This is a genomic window from Halomonas sp. (assembly GCF_014859505.1).
In the GTDB taxonomy this organism is placed as follows: domain Bacteria; phylum Pseudomonadota; class Gammaproteobacteria; order Pseudomonadales; family Halomonadaceae; genus Halomonas.
On the sequence record NZ_JACUUD010000073.1, the window covers coordinates 1 to 15,071 of the forward strand.

At 69.5% G+C, this 15,071-nt stretch carries 12 protein-coding genes; 3 read left to right on the forward strand and 9 right to left on the reverse strand.

Annotated features, from left to right (window positions below; genetic code table 11):
* Both IBX53_RS10585 and IBX53_RS10590 read right to left on the reverse strand, forming a co-directional pair.
* Window positions 1-563, reverse strand: a 563-nt coding sequence (locus IBX53_RS10585; RefSeq protein ID WP_290908948.1) for an aminotransferase class III-fold pyridoxal phosphate-dependent enzyme, incomplete at its 3' end; no start/stop codon positions are given.
* Window positions 564-576: 13 nt separating this feature from the next.
* Window positions 577-1,347 (reverse strand): gamma-glutamyl-gamma-aminobutyrate hydrolase family protein, encoded by a 771-nt coding sequence (locus IBX53_RS10590; protein ID WP_290908950.1) that lies wholly within the window; start codon window positions 1,345-1,347, stop codon window positions 577-579.
* Between the two features lie 169 nt (window positions 1,348-1,516).
* Here IBX53_RS10590 and IBX53_RS10595 point away from each other — a divergent pair, with 169 nt between their 5' ends.
* On the forward strand, window positions 1,517-2,887 hold the full coding sequence (locus IBX53_RS10595) for a glutamine synthetase family protein (protein WP_290908952.1): 1,371 nt from the start codon (window positions 1,517-1,519) through the stop codon (window positions 2,885-2,887).
* Between the two features lie 105 nt (window positions 2,888-2,992).
* Here the strand turns inward: IBX53_RS10595 and IBX53_RS10600 are convergent, their stop codons facing one another.
* The 3 genes from IBX53_RS10600 to IBX53_RS10610 all read right to left on the reverse strand — a co-directional run bounded on the left by IBX53_RS10600 (window position 2,993) and on the right by IBX53_RS10610 (window position 6,040).
* On the reverse strand, window positions 2,993-3,691 hold the full coding sequence (locus IBX53_RS10600; protein ID WP_290908955.1) for a glycine zipper 2TM domain-containing protein: 699 nt from the start codon (window positions 3,689-3,691) through the stop codon (window positions 2,993-2,995).
* A gap of 227 nt (window positions 3,692-3,918) precedes the next feature.
* On the reverse strand, window positions 3,919-4,833 hold the full coding sequence (locus IBX53_RS10605; protein ID WP_290908957.1) for a methylenetetrahydrofolate reductase: 915 nt from the start codon (window positions 4,831-4,833) through the stop codon (window positions 3,919-3,921).
* A 10-nt stretch (window positions 4,834-4,843) separates the two neighbouring features.
* A complete protein-coding gene (locus tag IBX53_RS10610) occupies window positions 4,844-6,040 on the reverse strand; it encodes a glycine cleavage T C-terminal barrel domain-containing protein (RefSeq protein ID WP_290908959.1) in 1,197 nt (398 codons plus the stop codon).
* Between the two features lie 254 nt (window positions 6,041-6,294).
* Here IBX53_RS10610 and IBX53_RS10615 point away from each other — a divergent pair, with 254 nt between their 5' ends.
* Complete coding sequence (locus IBX53_RS10615; protein WP_290908961.1) at window positions 6,295-8,862, forward strand: FAD-dependent oxidoreductase; 2,568 nt, start codon at window positions 6,295-6,297, stop codon at window positions 8,860-8,862.
* Window positions 8,863-8,937: 75 nt separating this feature from the next.
* Here IBX53_RS10615 and IBX53_RS10620 read toward each other — a convergent pair whose 3' ends face one another.
* Window positions 8,938-9,996, reverse strand: a complete 1,059-nt coding sequence (locus IBX53_RS10620; RefSeq protein WP_290908963.1) for a GlxA family transcriptional regulator — start codon at window positions 9,994-9,996, stop codon at window positions 8,938-8,940.
* Between the two features lie 187 nt (window positions 9,997-10,183).
* Here IBX53_RS10620 and IBX53_RS10625 point away from each other — a divergent pair, with 187 nt between their 5' ends.
* A complete protein-coding gene (locus tag IBX53_RS10625; protein WP_290908965.1) occupies window positions 10,184-11,932 on the forward strand; it encodes a formate--tetrahydrofolate ligase in 1,749 nt (582 codons plus the stop codon).
* On the opposite strand, the gene IBX53_RS10630 is transcribed toward IBX53_RS10625, so the two are convergent.
* Genes IBX53_RS10630 through IBX53_RS10640 form a run of 3 tightly spaced genes read right to left on the reverse strand, consistent with a single transcriptional unit; the run spans window position 11,929 to window position 15,008 of the window.
* Window positions 11,929-13,221: an FAD-binding oxidoreductase gene (locus IBX53_RS10630; protein WP_290908967.1), complete on the reverse strand. Its 1,293-nt coding sequence runs from the start codon at window positions 13,219-13,221 to the stop codon at window positions 11,929-11,931. The genes IBX53_RS10625 and IBX53_RS10630 overlap by 4 nt on opposite strands.
* A 30-nt stretch (window positions 13,222-13,251) precedes the next feature.
* A complete protein-coding gene (locus IBX53_RS10635; RefSeq protein WP_367171574.1) occupies window positions 13,252-14,094 on the reverse strand; it encodes an ABC transporter permease subunit in 843 nt (280 codons plus the stop codon).
* 2 nt (window positions 14,095-14,096) lie between these two features.
* Window positions 14,097-15,008: an ABC transporter permease subunit gene (locus tag IBX53_RS10640; RefSeq protein ID WP_290908969.1), complete on the reverse strand. Its 912-nt coding sequence runs from the start codon at window positions 15,006-15,008 to the stop codon at window positions 14,097-14,099.
* Between the last annotated feature and the right edge of the window lie 63 nt (window positions 15,009-15,071).

Here is a 15,071-nt window from a genome sequence, read left to right on the forward strand (position 1 = left end):
CCCTCTCCAAACCAGTAGGGCTGGCGCACATGGGCGATCTTCGGCACCAGAGGACCGCCCTGGGCGTGCATGGGGGCCATGCCGCCGAGGCTCACTCCCGCCACGGTGGAGCCGTGGTAGGCGTTCTTGCGGCCGATCACCCACTGCTTGTCGGGCTGGCCCTTCAGCGCCCAGTAGCGGCGCACCATGCGCAGCACGGTGTCGTTGGCCTCGGAGCCGGAGCCGGTGAAGAAGACGTGGTTGACATGGGCGGGCGCCAGGCGGCAGAGGGTCTCGGCCAGCCTGACCGCCGGCGGGTGCGCGGTCTTGAAGAAGCTGTTGTAGTAGGGCAGCTGGCGCATCTGCTCGGTGGCGGCCGCCACCAGCTCCTCGCGGCCATAGCCCAGGTTGACGCACCACAGCCCCGCCATGCCGTCGAGGATGCGGTTGCCCTCGGAGTCGTGGATGTAGACCCCCTCGGCGTGCTCGATGATGCGGCTGCCCTCCTCGCCCAGGGCCTTGAAGTCGGTGAAGGGGTGCAGGTAGTGGGCGCGGTCCAGGGCCTGGTAGTCACGGGTATGCATGGGGGATCTCCAGTCAGCGGGGCGCATGGGAAGTGGCCTGGCGGGCCCGGCACGCCTCGGCAAAGGCGCGATAGAGGGCATCGTTCAGCGGGTGCTCACGGGGACGCCACTCGGGATGCCACTGCACGGCGAGGGCGAAGCCGGCGGCATCGGCCACCGACACCGCCTCGATCAGCCCGTCCGGGGCATGGGCCTCGGCCGCAAGACCGGGCCCCAGCTCGGCGATGCCCTGCTGGTGCAGGGAGTTGACCCGTGAGTGCGGCTCGGGATGCAGCGCCGCCAGGCGCCCGCCGGGCACCAGGGTGATCTCGTGGGCGGGGGCATACTGCGCCTCGCGCTCCCCCGGGGGCTCGCGATGGTCCTGCAGGCCGGGCACGCCCTGCACCGCCTGGTGCAGGGTGCCGCCGAAGGCCACGTTGAGCTCCTGGAAGCCCCGGCAGATGCCGAAGAGCGGCAGGCCGAGGTCCAGCGCCGCGGGGATCCACACCAGGGCCGCCGCGTCGCGGTGGCGGTCATCCCGGAGGTTCTCCGGCATCCGCTCGGCACCATAGCGGCACGGCTCGACGTTGGTGTAGCTGCCGGTCAGCAGCAGGCCATCGAGGCGGGCCAGCAGGGCGCGAGCGGCCTCGGGGTCGGCCTCCTGCTCCTCCCACACCGGCAGGATCACCGGCGAGAGTCCGTAGTCCCACAGGGCGCGCAGGTACTTGTCGGTCACCATCTGGGCGGGATGGCCCTCCACCTCGCGGTGGCAGGCGATCACCCCCACCAGGGGTCGGCTCTTCATCGTATTTCTCCTCGTCGGAAGCTGGCCCGGTGTTATGTTTTACTCACCATAACCACCTGAAGCGGGCTTTCCAAGCCGGGAGGCCGCGCCATGACGTAAATTATTTGACAACACCGGACACCCCTATAAGGTTAGGAGCCACAAGGATCACAACGCCAGAGGTGCGCCCATGCCTGCCCCCGACGATGTCAGGGCCTTTCTCGATGCCCACCCGGAGATCAACAGCGTCGATCTCCTGATCAGCGATCTCAACGGCGTGATGCGCGGCAAGCGCATCCCTCGGGACAATCTGGCCAAGGCCTACACCGGCGGCATCGCCCTGCCCGCCTCCGTCTTCGCCCTGGACATCAACGGTAACACCATCGAGGAAACCGGGCTGGGCCTGGACAGCGGCGATGGCGACCGCCTCTGCCGCCCGATCGCCGGCACCCTCAAGCCGGTGCCCTGGGTCGCCCGGGGCCATCAGGCCCAGCTGCTGATGACCATGGAGGAGTTCGATGGCACGCCCTTCTTCGCCGATCCCCGCCAGCTGCTGACACGGGTGCTGGGCCGCCTGACCGCGCTGGGGCTGACCCCGGTGGTGGCGGTGGAGCTGGAGTTCTACCTGGTGGACCGACAGCGCACCGCCGCCGGGCTGATCCAGCCGCCCTGCTCACCGGTCAGCGGCGAGCGCGCCACCCAGAGCCAGCTCTACTCCATGCTGGAGCTTGACGAGTACGCCGACTTCCTCGAGGAGGTCCAGGACGCCGCCCGGGTCCAGGGCCTGCCCCTGGACACCGCCCTCAAGGAGTGCGCCCCGGGGCAGTTCGAGATCAACCTGATCCACTGCGACGATGCGCTGGCGGCCTGCGACCATGCGGTGCAGCTCAAGCGCCTGATCAAGGGGGTCGCCCTGCGCCACGGCTTCGAGGCCACCTTCATGGCCAAGCCCTACGGCCAGGAGGCGGGCAACGGCATGCACGTGCATGTCAGCCTGCTGGACGACAGCGGCCACAACGTCTTCAGCGAAGAGGCTGACGACCCCCTGGGCAGCCCGGCGCTGCGCCAGGCGGTGGCCGGCCTGCTGGCGCTGATGCCGGCCTCCATGGCGATCTGCGCCCCCAACCTCAATGCCTTCCGGCGCTTCCAGGCGGGACTCTACGTGCCCATGGCCCCCACCTGGGGCTACGACAACCGATCGGTGGCGCTGCGCATTCCCGCCGGGGTCCGGGCCGCCCGGCGCATCGAGCACCGCGTGGCCGGCGCCGACGCCAACCCCTACCTGCTGCTGGCCGCCCTGCTGGCCGCCATCCACCATGGTCTCGCCGAGGGACTCGAGCCGCCGCCGCCCAGCGTCGGCAACGCCTACGAGACGACGCCCCCCAGCCTGACCAACAGCTGGCAGCAGGCCCTCGACCTGCTGGAGGCCGACGCGGTCCTGGACGAGGCCCTGGGACGCGACTTCCTGCATGTCTACCTGGCCAACCGTCGCGCCGAGCGCGCCCAGGCCCTGCAGGCGGTGAGCCGGCTCGAGTACGACTGGTACCTGCGCCACGTCTGACCGCTGGCCCGGCCACTCGCCAGACGCAGAAACGCCACGCCCCCGGATCCTCGCGGATCCGGGGGCGTGCAGGCGCCTGGCCACCGGGGGGCTCAGCGCTCTCCCTCAGCCCTCGCGCTGCGGCTCGCCCTCCTCGAGCGCGGCCTGCCACTGCACCTCGCCCTCCACCACCGGGAGGCGCTCGGCCTGGGGGGCACTCTCCATGCGCCGGGTCAGCTCCTCGCCGTTGAGGCGATAGGTGACGTCGTAGCCGAGGTGCTCCTCGTGGCTCTCCATCACCGTCTGGCACTGCCGCTCGGTCACGGTCTGGTTCTGGGTCTCGTAGCGCGTCTCGTAGCGGGTCTCGTACTGGACCTGGCTGCCCGCCTGGGCGTGCTGGCGGGCCTCGACGCGGTTCTGCACCTCGCGCCCGGCCAGGCCGCCGCCGATGGCCCCGGCCACGGTGGCCAGCTTCTTGCCGCTGCCGCCACCCACCTGGTTGCCCAGCAGGCCGCCGACGATGGCCCCGGCCGCGGTGCCGACGACGCGATGGGGGTCCTGGCTCGCCCCGGGGCCGGACGGCGCGGCCTGGGTGACGGGCACCTGAACGGGCACCTCCACCGGCACCTCGACGCTGACCACCTTCTCGACGTCCTCGCAGACCTCGCGCGGGCGCTCCACGCTGCGGGTGGCCGCCGCGACGTCGATGATCTCGGCAAACTGCGGCGCGGAGACGCGGTTCTCCTGCACCTGCCAGGCGCCGAAGGCCAGGCCGCCCAGCCCCAGCACGGCCAGGCTGGATCCCACGATGATTGACTTGCTCATTGTTCACCTCCCGGAGGGCGCAGGGCGCCTCTTGGACTGACGATTCAAGGCCTCGTGGCCGCAGGCTCGCTCCAGGCGTGCATGACGAAGGGAAAAGAAAGGACGATGAGGAGCGGAGCATCCTGCTCCGCTGACGGGTCCGAGTATAGGCCGCTGCCTTCTCGGCTGCAGGGCCCTGGGCCGGCTTCCACAATAGCTACCGGGGTTGTCGCCCAACGGCGACAGGGTCAGTCCGAAGGCTCGCCGGAGGTCGCCGACGGTGCCGAGGGGTCTGAACATCCTGACTGGCCGGGCGCGGCCTCCGACAGAGACTCCCGCCAGGTCCGCAGGGCCCCGGTCTGGTTGAAGGTGTAGACATGCAGGCCGACGAAGCCCCCGCGCACCGCGTTCAGCGCCGGCCAGAGGTTGCGCAGCAGGGCATCGGGGCGGTAGACGGGAGGGCCGAACACGTGCGAGATCCAGCCGCCCTGGCGACGCAGGGCGCGCACCGAAGGGCCGAGGCCCAGGCGCAGGGCGATGCCGACCAGGCGCTGGCGCTCCATGACGCCCGGAATGCCGGCATGCACCGGCAGGGACAGGCCAAGCCCATGCTGGCGGGCTCTCCATGCCAGCAGGGGCTCGGCCTCGAAGCAGAGTTGGGTAACGGCATAGTCGGCCAGCACCGCCTTGGCCTCGAGATCCGCCTGCAGGGGGGCCGCCTCGATATGGCGATGGCCTTCCGGGTAGGCGGGCACGCCGACCCTGGCTGGCCGCGTCGACAGTACGGCCATGGCCTCGAGCAGCGCCCGGCCGTGGGGAAAGTCTCCTACAGGGCGCTCGGCATCGCCGCCCACCACGAAGGCGTCCTCCACGCCCAGGGCCGCCAGGCGCGCCAGCAGCCGCACCAGATGCCGGCGGTCGCGCACCAGCCGAGCGGCGAGGTGCGGCACCACCCGAAAGCCGGCCTGCGCCAGCCACTCGCTGGCCTCCAGAGTGCGCTCGAGGCCGTGGCGGGGCGAGCAGGTCACGGTGACCACGGCACCGGTGGGCAGTGCCCCGGCCGCCTCCTGCATGCCGCGAATCGGCAGCAGCTCAAAGCGGGTAGCCGGCCAGGGCCGCTCGGCGAAGGCCACCGCCAGGGCGGCGCGATTGGCATCGTTCATGGTGCCGTCCTCACCCCTTGGGGATCGCCTTGGCCGGGTCATGGAAGGGCTTCTCCACCACCACGGCGTCCTGCATGCCGGTATTGGCCTCGATGCGCAGGGGCGTGCCCAGTTCGGCGAACCCCACGGGCACCATCGCATAGCCGATGTTGCGATCCTGACGCGGCGAGCGAGTGGCCGAGGTCACCTGGCCGATGCGCTCGCCACCGGTGTCGAACACCGGGAAGAGGTCAACCATCGAACCGTCGGTAAAGTAGCCCACGCTGGGGCCGTCGATCTCCACCCCCACCAGCTTGCGCGACACGCCCTCGGCCTTGATCCGCTCCAGGGCGGCGCGGCCGATGAAGTCATCGTCGCCGCGCAGGTCCACCATCCAGTCGTAGCCCATGCCCACCTCGAAGGGATTGGTGTCGAACCAGATGTCGCAGCCGAAGGCGAGGATCCCTCCCTCGATGCGCCGGATGTGGCAGGGGCCGATCACCTGCATGCCGTGGGGGCGGCCGGCCTCGAAGACCCGCTGCCAGAGCGCTTCCCCGAAGCGGCTGGCCTCGCGCAGATAGATCTCGTAGCCGATCTCGCCGGAGTAGCCGGTGCGCGAGATCACCACCGACATGCCGTCGAGTTCCGCCTCCATCAGGTGATAGTAGGGAATCCCCAGCACGGCGTCGCCGAACAGGTCCACCATCACCGCCTTGGCCAGGGGCCCCTGCACCTGCACCGGCGCCACGTCCACCTCCTGCAGGGTCACGTCGAGGCCTGAATTGACGGCGAGCCCCCGGCACCACAGCAGGATGTCGCTGTCGGCCAGGGAGAGCCAGAAGCGATTCTCCTCGATGCGCAGCAGCACGGGGTCGTTGAGGATGCCGCCGTCCGGGGCGGTGACGAAGACATACTTGCACTGCCCCACCTGACAATGGCGCATGTCGCGGGGCACCAGGCGCTGGGTAAAGGTGAAGGCATCGGGGCCGCTGATCTCGATCTGGCGCTCGACGCCCACGTCCCAGAGGGTGACCCCCTGCACCAGGGCCCAGTACTCGTCCACCGGGTCGGTGTAGAGTCGCGGATGGTAGTGGTGGTTGTAGACGCTGTACTTGCGCACCCCGTGCCGCCGCGAGGCGTAGAAGAAGGGCGACTTGCGGATGCGCGGGTAGAGCAGGATCTCCGGCGCTCCCGGAGCGTGCTCGATACTCTCGATGACCTGTGACATGACCTGCCTCCTCATGACGCTGAACGCCTTGTCTGAACGCCGGGCCGACGCCGCCAGGCGCCGCCCATGACGGAAAGCTAGTGCCCGTTTCACGGGCGTATCTCGCCATGGGCGTCAGCTTCTTAGCCGGCGACGACAGGCTTCCGCCGACATGTCGCTGCGACGCAAGCGGGCGTCGTCGCGAGACAGTGCGTCAAGGGGCCCGCGCCTATGCTGAACGCACAGACACAGACAGCAGAGTCAGGAGGATGACCATGGCGATCCTTCCCCAGCAGGCAAGCGCAGTGATCATCGGTCAGGGGGGCATCGTCGGCGCCTCGGTGGCCCACCACCTGATCGAGCGCGGCTGGAGCGATCTGGTCGGCCTCGATGCCGCCGCCATTCCCACCGATGTCGGCTCCACCGCCCACGCCTCCGATTTCTGCTACATGACCTCCCATGACCGCCTGGCGTGCTACACCACCACCTATAGCCGCCGCTTCTACGAGTCGCTCGGCCACTATCACCGGGTCGGCGGCCTCGAGATTGCCCGGGTGGGCGACGAGGCACGACTGGCGGAGCTCCAGCGCAAGGTGGCCTCGGGCAAGGCCTTCGGCACCCGGGCCCGGATGATCGACGCCGAGGAGACGGTGGCCCGCTTCCCGCTGCTCAGGCGGGAGCTGATTCTCGGCGCCCTGTGGGATCCCGATGCCGGCCTGGTAGTGCCCCGGTCCCAGCGGGTGGCCGGCAAGCTCGTCGAGGAGGCCGTGGCCAGCGGCCACCTGCATGCCTTCGCCGATACTCCGGCAGTGGATATCGATGTCCGGGCCGGCCGGGTGTGCGGGGTGGAAACCCCCAGGGGCTATATCGCCACCCCCCGGGTGATTCTCTGCTGCGGCATCTGGGGGCCACTGCCCGCCGCCATGGCGGGGGTTGCGCTGCCGTTGATGCCGGTGGAGCACCCGCTGATGTTCTTCGGGCCCTTCGAAACCTTCGCCGGCACCGGCAAGGAGATCGGCTATCCGCTGCTGCGGGACCAGGGCAACTCCGCCTACATGCGTGACACCGGTGACCCTCGCTCCACCGAAGGCGGTCTGCTGGAGTGGGGCTACTACGAGCCCACCGAGCCTCGCCTGGTGAACCCCCGCGATATTCTCTCCCGGGAGCAGGCGCGGCTCTCCCCCTCCATGCGCGATCTGGAGGCCGACCAGGTGGCCGAGGCCTTCGAGCGTGCCATCGCGCTCACCCCCCAGCTGGGCGAGCTGGGCTGGGACGAGAAGCACTCCTTCAACGGCCTGCTCTCGGTCACCTCCGATGGCGGCTCCCTGGTCGGCGAGGCACCCGAGACCCGCGGCCTGTGGCTGTGCGAAGCGGTGTGGGTCAAGGATGGCCCGGGCATGGGCAAGGTGCTGGCCGACTGGCTCACCGACGGGCGGCCCGAGCTCGACCCCTGCGGCATCGATATCGCCCGTTTCTACCCGGTGCAGAAGACGCCCCACCACTTCCTGGGTCGCTGCCGGGAGATCGCCCGGAAGATCTACGACCCGCCGGTGCACCCCAGGGAGCCCTTCGAGAGCGGCCGCGACCTGCGCCGGAGCCCCTTCTGGCCCCGGGAGCGCGAGCTCGGCGGCTACTTCATGGAGGTGGCGGGCTGGGAGCGCGCCCACGGCTACGCCGCCAACGAGGCCCGGCTGGCGCGCTATCTCGAGCGGGTGCCCGAGCGTCTTGCGGAGTGGGACGCCCGCCACTTCTGGCGGGTCGCCAACGCCGAGCACCTGGCCATGAGCGACGACGTGGGCATGATCAATCTCTCCCATTTCGCCATCTACGACCTCTCGGGACGCGACGCCGAGGCCCTGGTCGAGCGGCTCTCCGTCGCCAAGGTGGGCGGCGATACGCCCATCGGCAAGGGGGTCTACACCCACTTCCTCGACGCCGTCGGCGGCGTCCACTCGGATCTCACCATCGTGCGCCTGGCCGCCGATGCCTGGCGGGTAATCTGCGGGGGTGACACCGGCCACCGCGATCTGATGTGGATCACCCGCCGCGCCGAGGAGTTCGGCCTGACCCGTTGGCACCTGGAGGACCACACCGACGCCCTGGCCACCCTGGGGCTCTGGGGACCCAACGCCCGGCGCACCCTGCAGCGGCTGGCCGACGAGCCGACGGGGCTCGACGACGCCCGCTTCCCCTTCGCCACCGCCCGGGAGATCCGTGTACAGGGCCTGCCGGTGTGGGCCTTTCGCATCTCCTACGTGGGCGAGCAGGGCTGGGAGCTCCATGTGCCGTTCAGCTACGGCCTGACGCTCTGGGACCGGCTCTTCGAGGCCGAGGCGATCCCGGTGGGTATCGAGACCTATGCCAACAGCCGCCGGCTGGAGAAGAGCCTTAGGCTGCAGAACGTCGACCTGCTGACCGACTACAACCTCTACGAGGCCGGACTGGCAAGGCCCAAGGTGAAGGCGGCCGACTTCCACGGCAAGACCGCCTACCTGGAACAGCGCAGCCGCGTGCAACAGCCCGCCACGCTCTGCACCCTGGTGATGGAGGCCGACCAGGAGGGCGCGGGCCCTCCGCGCTTCCCGGTGGGGCAGTCCCCGCTGCTCGACCCGGAGAGTGGCGAGGTGCCCGTGGACGCCCTCGGCCGGCGCTCCTACACCACCAGCATCGCCTACGGGCCGAGCCTCGAGCGTAATATCGCCCTGGCCTATCTGCCGGCCGAGTATGCCGAGGCGGGACGCACCCTCCTGCTGGAGTACTTCGGCAAGCACTATCCGCTGCGGGTGGCGGCGGTGGGCAACCGGGCACTCTTTGATCCGGAGAACCAGCGCCCGCGGAGTTGAGCATCGCGCAGAGCGATCGTCGGAGCAGCCTCGCGCGATGCTGCCATCTGCGATCGCCCGGCCTCAAAGGCTGACTCAGGGCGTTTCGCCACCTCGAGTCCCGGCGTCCGGCAACTCGGCGTCCGGCAACCCGGCGTCGGAAACCTCGGCCTCGCGCTCGCGGCGCCCCTTGCGTTCGCCGCTCGGGGAGTAGCCGAAGTGGTCGTGATAGCACTTGGTGAAATGCGGCGGCGAGACGAAGCCGCAGGCCAGCGCCACCTCGGTGATTGGCAGGTGGGTCTGGCGCAGCAGCAGCCGGGCGCGGGCCAGGCGAAGCTCCAGATAGTAGCGCAGCGGCGGCTTGCCCACATGGCGCTGGAAGAGCCGCTCCAGCTGCCGGCGAGAGAGCACCGCATAGTGGGCCAGCTCATCCAGGGCCAGGGGCTCCTGGAGGTTGGCCTCCATCAGGGTGGCCACCTCCTCCAGCTTGGGATGGCTGTGACCCAGCTGCAGCCTCAGCGGGTTGCGCTGGCGATCGCTGACGCCGCGGATCCGCTCGTGGATGAACTCCTCGGCGATCGCCTCGGCCAGGGTCAGCCCCTGCTGGCGCCCTATCAGGTGAAGCAGCATGTCCAGGGGCGCAATGCCACCGGAGCAGGTATAGCGGTCGCGATCGATAACGAAGAGCTCGTTGGCGAAGGTGACCTTCGGGAAACGGCGCGCCTCGTGGAGGCTGCCGATGTGCTCCCAGTGAAGGGTGCAGCGATAGCCGTCGAGCAGGCCGGCCCTGGCCAGCACGAAGCCGCCGGTGCACAGGGCCCCCAGCGGCACCCGGTAGGCGGCCAGGCGCCTCAGCCAGGCCAGGATGGCGTGGTCGCAATGCTCCTGCACCTCCATGCCGGCGCAGACCAGAAGCAGGTCCAGCGCCGGCATGGGCTCCAGGGACTGGTCCACCGCCGTGGTCAGGCCGTTGCTGGCGGCCACCGGGACACCGTCGCGACTCACCAGGTGCCAGGTATAGAGATGCTCCCCCGCCAGGTAATTGGCCATGCGCAGCGGCTCCAGGGCAGAGGAGAAGGCCAGCTGGGAAAAGCCCGGCAAGAGCAGAAAGCCGATATCCCGATGTCCATCGACGGGGCGGTTCGATACCAGCATGGTGCCTCCTGACGGATCCCGATCTCCTCTAGTCTGACAGCAACTATCGGTAGATGACGTCATCGCCGCCACCCCGGCGTGTCGCTGCGGCCAAGGGTGCTGACGTCGGCAGGCAAGCCCGCCCGCGCCAGGCCGCGATACTGAGACCAAGCGCCGCGCCGGCGCACCCGCCACAGGAGAGAGGACGATGCCCTCCCACTCACCCGCCGCCGATGGCTCTCGCCCCCTACCACTGAGCAACCTGGAGATCGCCCGCCAGGCGCGGCTCTGGCCCATCGAGGAGATCGCCCACCGCCTGACCCTGCCCGGCGAGACAGTGGAGCCCTACGGTCGCGGCATCGCCAAGCTCGACCTGTCGGTACTGGAGACGCTGGACGAGCGCCCTCGGGGGCGCTATGTGGTGGTCACCTCCATGACCCCCACCCCGCCCGGCGAGGGCAAGACCACCACCGCCATCGGCCTGGTGCAGGGGCTGCAGCGGCTCGGCCATCGCGCCTGCGTGGCCCTGCGTCAGCCCTCCATGGGACCCACCCTGGGACTCAAGGGGGGCGCGACCGGCGGCGGCTACAGCCAGGTGCTGCCCATGGAGCGCATCAACCTGCACCTGACCGGCGACATCCATGCGGTGGGAGCGGCCCACAACCTGCTGGCGGCCATGGTGGACAACCACCTGCACCACGGCCTGGCGCCGGCGCTGGACCCCCGCGAGATTCGCTGGCAGCGAGTCGTCGACCTCAACGACCGCGCCCTGCGCCACCTGGTGCTGGGGCTGGGGGGCCGCGGCGACGGTGTGACCCGCCAGGGCGGCTTCGAGATCACCGCCGCCTCCGAGGTGATGGCGGTGCTGGCCCTGGCCGATTCCCTGATGGACCTGCGCCGTCGACTGGGACGGCTGATCGTGGGTCTGGACCGGGACGGCGAGCCGGTCACCGCCGAGCAGATCGGCGCCGCCGGCGCCATGACGGTGCTGCTGCGGGAGGCCATCAAGCCCAACCTGCTCCAGACCCTGGAGCACGCCCCGGCGCTGATCCACGCCGGTCCCTTCGGCAACATCGCCCACGGCAACTCTTCCATCGTCGCCGACCGCATCGGGCTGCATGCCGCCGACTTCCTGGTCACCGAGGCGGGCTTCGGCGCCGACATGGGCGCCGAGCGCTTCTTCAACATCAAGTGTCGTGCCTCGGGGCTCGTCCCCGACGCGGCGGTGCTGGTGGTCACGGTGCGGGCCCTGAAGTATCACAGCGGCCGGCATCGGGTGGTGCCCGGCCGCCCGCTCCCCGAATCGCTTGCCACGGAGGCCCCCGAGGAGGTGTTGGCGGGGGGCGCCAACCTGCTCAAGCAGATCGACAATGTCCGCGCCCACGGCCTCTCCCCGGTGGTGGCGATCAACGCCTTCCCCGGCGATCACGAGAGCGAGGTCGCCGCCATTCGCGAGCTGTGCGGGTCGGCTGGCGTGCGCGTCGCGCTCTCCCGGCATGTTCAAGACGGCGGCGAAGGGGCCCTGGCCCTGGCCGAAGCGCTGCTCGAGGCGATCGAGGAGAGCCAGGCCGACGACCGCCAGGGCTTCCACTTCCTTTACCCCGCCGAGATGGCACTCGCGGAGAAGATCGAGTGCATCGCCACCCGGGTCTACGGCGCCGAGGGGGTCGACTTCGCCCCGGGTACCCGGGAACAGCTCGGGGCCTGGCAGGCCGGAGGGTACGGCGAGCTGCCGGTCTGCATCGCCAAGACGCATATGTCGCTGTCATCCGACCCGGGAAGGCTCGGCGCCCCGACGGGCTGGCGGCTGCCGGTGCGCGAGGTGCGCCTCTCGGCCGGTGCCGGCTTCGTCTATGCGCTGTGCGGCGATATCCGCACCCTGCCAGGCCTCGGCCCCTCCCCCGCCGCCACCCGGCTGGATATCGACGAGGACGGCAATACCATGGGGCTCTATTAAATGCCGAGGCGGTCGCGGGTCGAGTAGTACCAGGCGCCCAGGGCGGAGAGCGGCACCCGCAGCAGCCGCCCGCCGGGGAACGGCAGGTGGGGAAGCCCGGCGAAGGCGTCGAAGCGCTCGCCCTGGCCGTGCATCACCTCGGCGATCAGCTTGCCGGCCAGGTGGGTGCAGGTGACGCCGTGGCCGGAGTAGCCCTGGGCATAGTAGACGTTGCCGTTGACCACCCCGAACTGGGGAAGCCGGTTGAGGGTCATCAGGAAGGTGCCGCTCCAGGCGTGATCCACCTTGACGTCGGCAAGCCCCGGGAAGGTGGCCAGCATCTTGGGTCGGATCACCGCGGTGATATCGGCCGGGTCCTCGCCGCCGTAGTTGACACCACCGCCATAGAGCAGCCGGTTGTCCCGGGTCAGCCGGTAGTAGTCGAGCAGGTAATTGCAGTCCTCTACCGCCAGGCCGTTGGGAATCAGCGCCCGGGCGCGGGCCTCGCCGAGGGGCTCGGTGGCGATGATCTGGGTACCGCAGGGCATCGAGCGGCCCTCAATCTCCGGCAGCACGCCGCGCAGGTAAGCGTTGCCGGCCATCACCACCCGCTCGGCCCGGACCCGTCCGCCGGCGGTGCGCAGGGTGACGGGCTCGCCGTGGATCACCTCAAGCACCGCCGACTGCTCGAAGATGCGCCCGCCCAGGGACTCCAGCGCGGCGGCCTGGCCCAGCACCAGGTTCAGGGGATGCAGGTGGCCGCCGCCATGATCCACCAGGGCGCCCAGGTAGCGGTCGGAATTGACCTCGCGCTTCACCCCGTCACCCTTCAGCAGCTCCAGCTCCCGGTAGCCGTAGCGCTCCCAGAGCGCCTTGTGCTCGCGCAGCCCCTCGAACTGCCTGGGGTTGCAGGCGGCGAAGAGGTTGCCGTCGCGCAGATCGCAGTCGATGGCGTAGCGGGCGACCCGCTGACGAATGATGCGACCGCCCTCGAAGGCCATGTCGCCGAGGGCACGTGCGGTCTCGGCGCCGTATTTCGCCTCGATCACGTCCATGTCGCGGCTGTAGCTGTTGACCATCTGGCCACCGTTGCGCCCGGAGGCGCCGAAGCCGACCCGGGCGCCCTCCAGCACCACCACGGAGAGGCCGTGTTCGGCCAGATGCAGCGCCGCGGAGATGCCGGTGAAGCCGGCCCCCACCACGCAGACGTCGCACTCGACCTCACCCGACAGCGCCGGGCGTTCGGGGGCGGGATTGGCGGTGGCGGCGTACCAGGAGGCGACGTGCTCGCCGGCGGGATGTTCAGGCATGACAGGGCTCCAGACTCTGCAAAAGGGCCATCAGGGGGCCTCCTGCTGCTGCAGGGCGGCCAGCCGGCGCGCCTCGCTGCGGCGCATGAAGTACCAGGCCAGGAAGGTGGCCAGCGACACCGCCAGGATGATCAGGGTGGCCAGGGCGTTGATCTTGGGCGAGACACCCATGCGCACCGAGGAGAAGACCACCATGGGCAGGGTGGTGGCTCCCGGGCCGGAGACGAAGCTGGCGATCACCAGATCGTCCAGCGACAGGGTGAAGGCCAGCAGCCAGCCCGCGGCCAGCGCCGGGGCGATCACCGGCAGGGTGATCTGGAAGAAGGTCTTCACCGGCGGCGCGCCAAGGTCCATGGCCGCCTCCTCGATGGAGCGATCCACCTCGCGCAGCCGCGAGGAGACCACCACCGCCACGTAGGCGCTGCAGAAGGTGGTGTGGGCGATCCAGATCGTGGCCATGCCGCGATCGGCCGGCCAGCCGATGATCTGGGCCATCTGCACGAAGAGCAGCAGCAGCGACAGGCCGGTGATCACCTCCGGCATCACCAGCGGGGCGGTGACCATGCTGGAGAGCGCGGTCTTGCCGCGGAAGCGGCCGAAGCGGGTCATCACGAAGGCGGCCAGGGTGCCCAGGCAGACCGCCATGGAAGCCGCGAAGAAGGCGATGCGCAGGCTGGTCCACACCGCAGCGAGTATCTGCCGATCGCGCAGCAGTTCCAGGTACCAGCGCCCGGAGAAGCCCGCCCACACGGTGACCAGCCGCGACGAGTTGAAGGAGTAGACCACCAGCACGACCATGGGCAGGTAGAGAAACAGCAGCCCCAGGATCAGCATCAGCGTGGTGAACGACGGAGGGGTGAAGGATCTGCGCATGGTCACTCCTCGAGCTCACGGGACTGATAGCGATGGAACAGCGCGATGGGGATCAGCAGCAGCAGCAGCATCACCATGGCCAGCGCCGAGGCCACCGGCCAGTCGCGGTTGAGGAAGAACTCCTCCCAAAGCACCTTGCCGATCATCACTGTATTGGGCCCGCCAAGCAGTTCGGGGATCACGTACTCCCCCACCGCGGGGATGAACACCAGCATGGAGCCGGCGATGATGCCCCCCATGGAGAGCGGCAGGGTCACCTTGAGGAAGGTGTTGAAGGTGCGCGAGCCCAGGTCCGAGGCGGCCTCCAGCAGGGAGTCGTCGAGCCGGGTGAGATTGGCGTAGAGCGGCAGGATCATGAACGGCAGGTAGGCGTAGACGATGCCCAGCATCACCGCGAAGTTGGTGTTCATCATGCGGATCGGCGAATCGATCAGCCCGACCCACAGTAGCAGGTTGTTGATCAGCCCGGTGTTGCTGAGGATGCCCATCCAGGCGTAGACCCGGATCAGGAAGGAGGTCCAGGAGGGCAGCATCACCAGCAGCAGCAGCACCAGCTGCCAGCGCGCCGGGGCGCGGGCCATGGCGTAGGCCATGGGGTAGCCGATCAGCAGGCAGAACAGAGTGGAGAGGAAGGCGATCTTCACCGAGCCCCAGTAGGCCGCCACATAGAGCGAATCGCTGGCCAGGAACAGGTAGTTGCCCAGGTTCAGGGCGATGTTGAGGGTCTCGGCGGTGAAGTCGAGGATCGGCTGGTAGGGCGGCACCGCGATGGCCGCCTCGGAGAGGCTGATCTTGAGCACGATGGCGAAGGGCGCCAGGAAGAACAGCGTCAGCCAGATCAGCGGCACGGCGATGACCCAGCCGCGCCCGGGGCGCAGGCGCCGCTTAAGACGCTCGAGGGCTGTGGGTTTCATGGGGCTCCTCGCCGGTTCGGGTTCATTCGTGAAGGGCTCACTCGTGCAGGGCTATTCATGAAG

What these genes read in the sequence shown, in the direction of transcription:
- IBX53_RS10590 (WP_290908950.1), bottom strand. Translation starts at nt 1,347, where the DNA reads ATGAAGAGCCGACCCCTGGTGGGGGTGATCGCCTGCCACCGCGAGGTG.
- IBX53_RS10595 (WP_290908952.1), top strand. Translation starts at nt 1,517, where the DNA reads ATGCCTGCCCCCGACGATGTCAGGGCCTTTCTCGATGCCCACCCGGAG.
- IBX53_RS10600 (WP_290908955.1), bottom strand. Translation starts at nt 3,691, where the DNA reads ATGAGCAAGTCAATCATCGTGGGATCCAGCCTGGCCGTGCTGGGGCTG.
- IBX53_RS10605 (WP_290908957.1), bottom strand. Translation starts at nt 4,833, where the DNA reads ATGAACGATGCCAATCGCGCCGCCCTGGCGGTGGCCTTCGCCGAGCGG.
- IBX53_RS10610 (WP_290908959.1), bottom strand. Translation starts at nt 6,040, where the DNA reads ATGTCACAGGTCATCGAGAGTATCGAGCACGCTCCGGGAGCGCCGGAG.
- IBX53_RS10615 (WP_290908961.1), top strand. Translation starts at nt 6,295, where the DNA reads ATGGCGATCCTTCCCCAGCAGGCAAGCGCAGTGATCATCGGTCAGGGG.
- IBX53_RS10620 (WP_290908963.1), bottom strand. Translation starts at nt 9,996, where the DNA reads ATGCTGGTATCGAACCGCCCCGTCGATGGACATCGGGATATCGGCTTT.
- IBX53_RS10625 (WP_290908965.1), top strand. Translation starts at nt 10,184, where the DNA reads ATGCCCTCCCACTCACCCGCCGCCGATGGCTCTCGCCCCCTACCACTG.
- IBX53_RS10630 (WP_290908967.1), bottom strand. Translation starts at nt 13,221, where the DNA reads ATGCCTGAACATCCCGCCGGCGAGCACGTCGCCTCCTGGTACGCCGCC.
- IBX53_RS10635 (WP_367171574.1), bottom strand. Translation starts at nt 14,094, where the DNA reads ATGCGCAGATCCTTCACCCCTCCGTCGTTCACCACGCTGATGCTGATC.
- IBX53_RS10640 (WP_290908969.1), bottom strand. Translation starts at nt 15,008, where the DNA reads ATGAAACCCACAGCCCTCGAGCGTCTTAAGCGGCGCCTGCGCCCCGGG.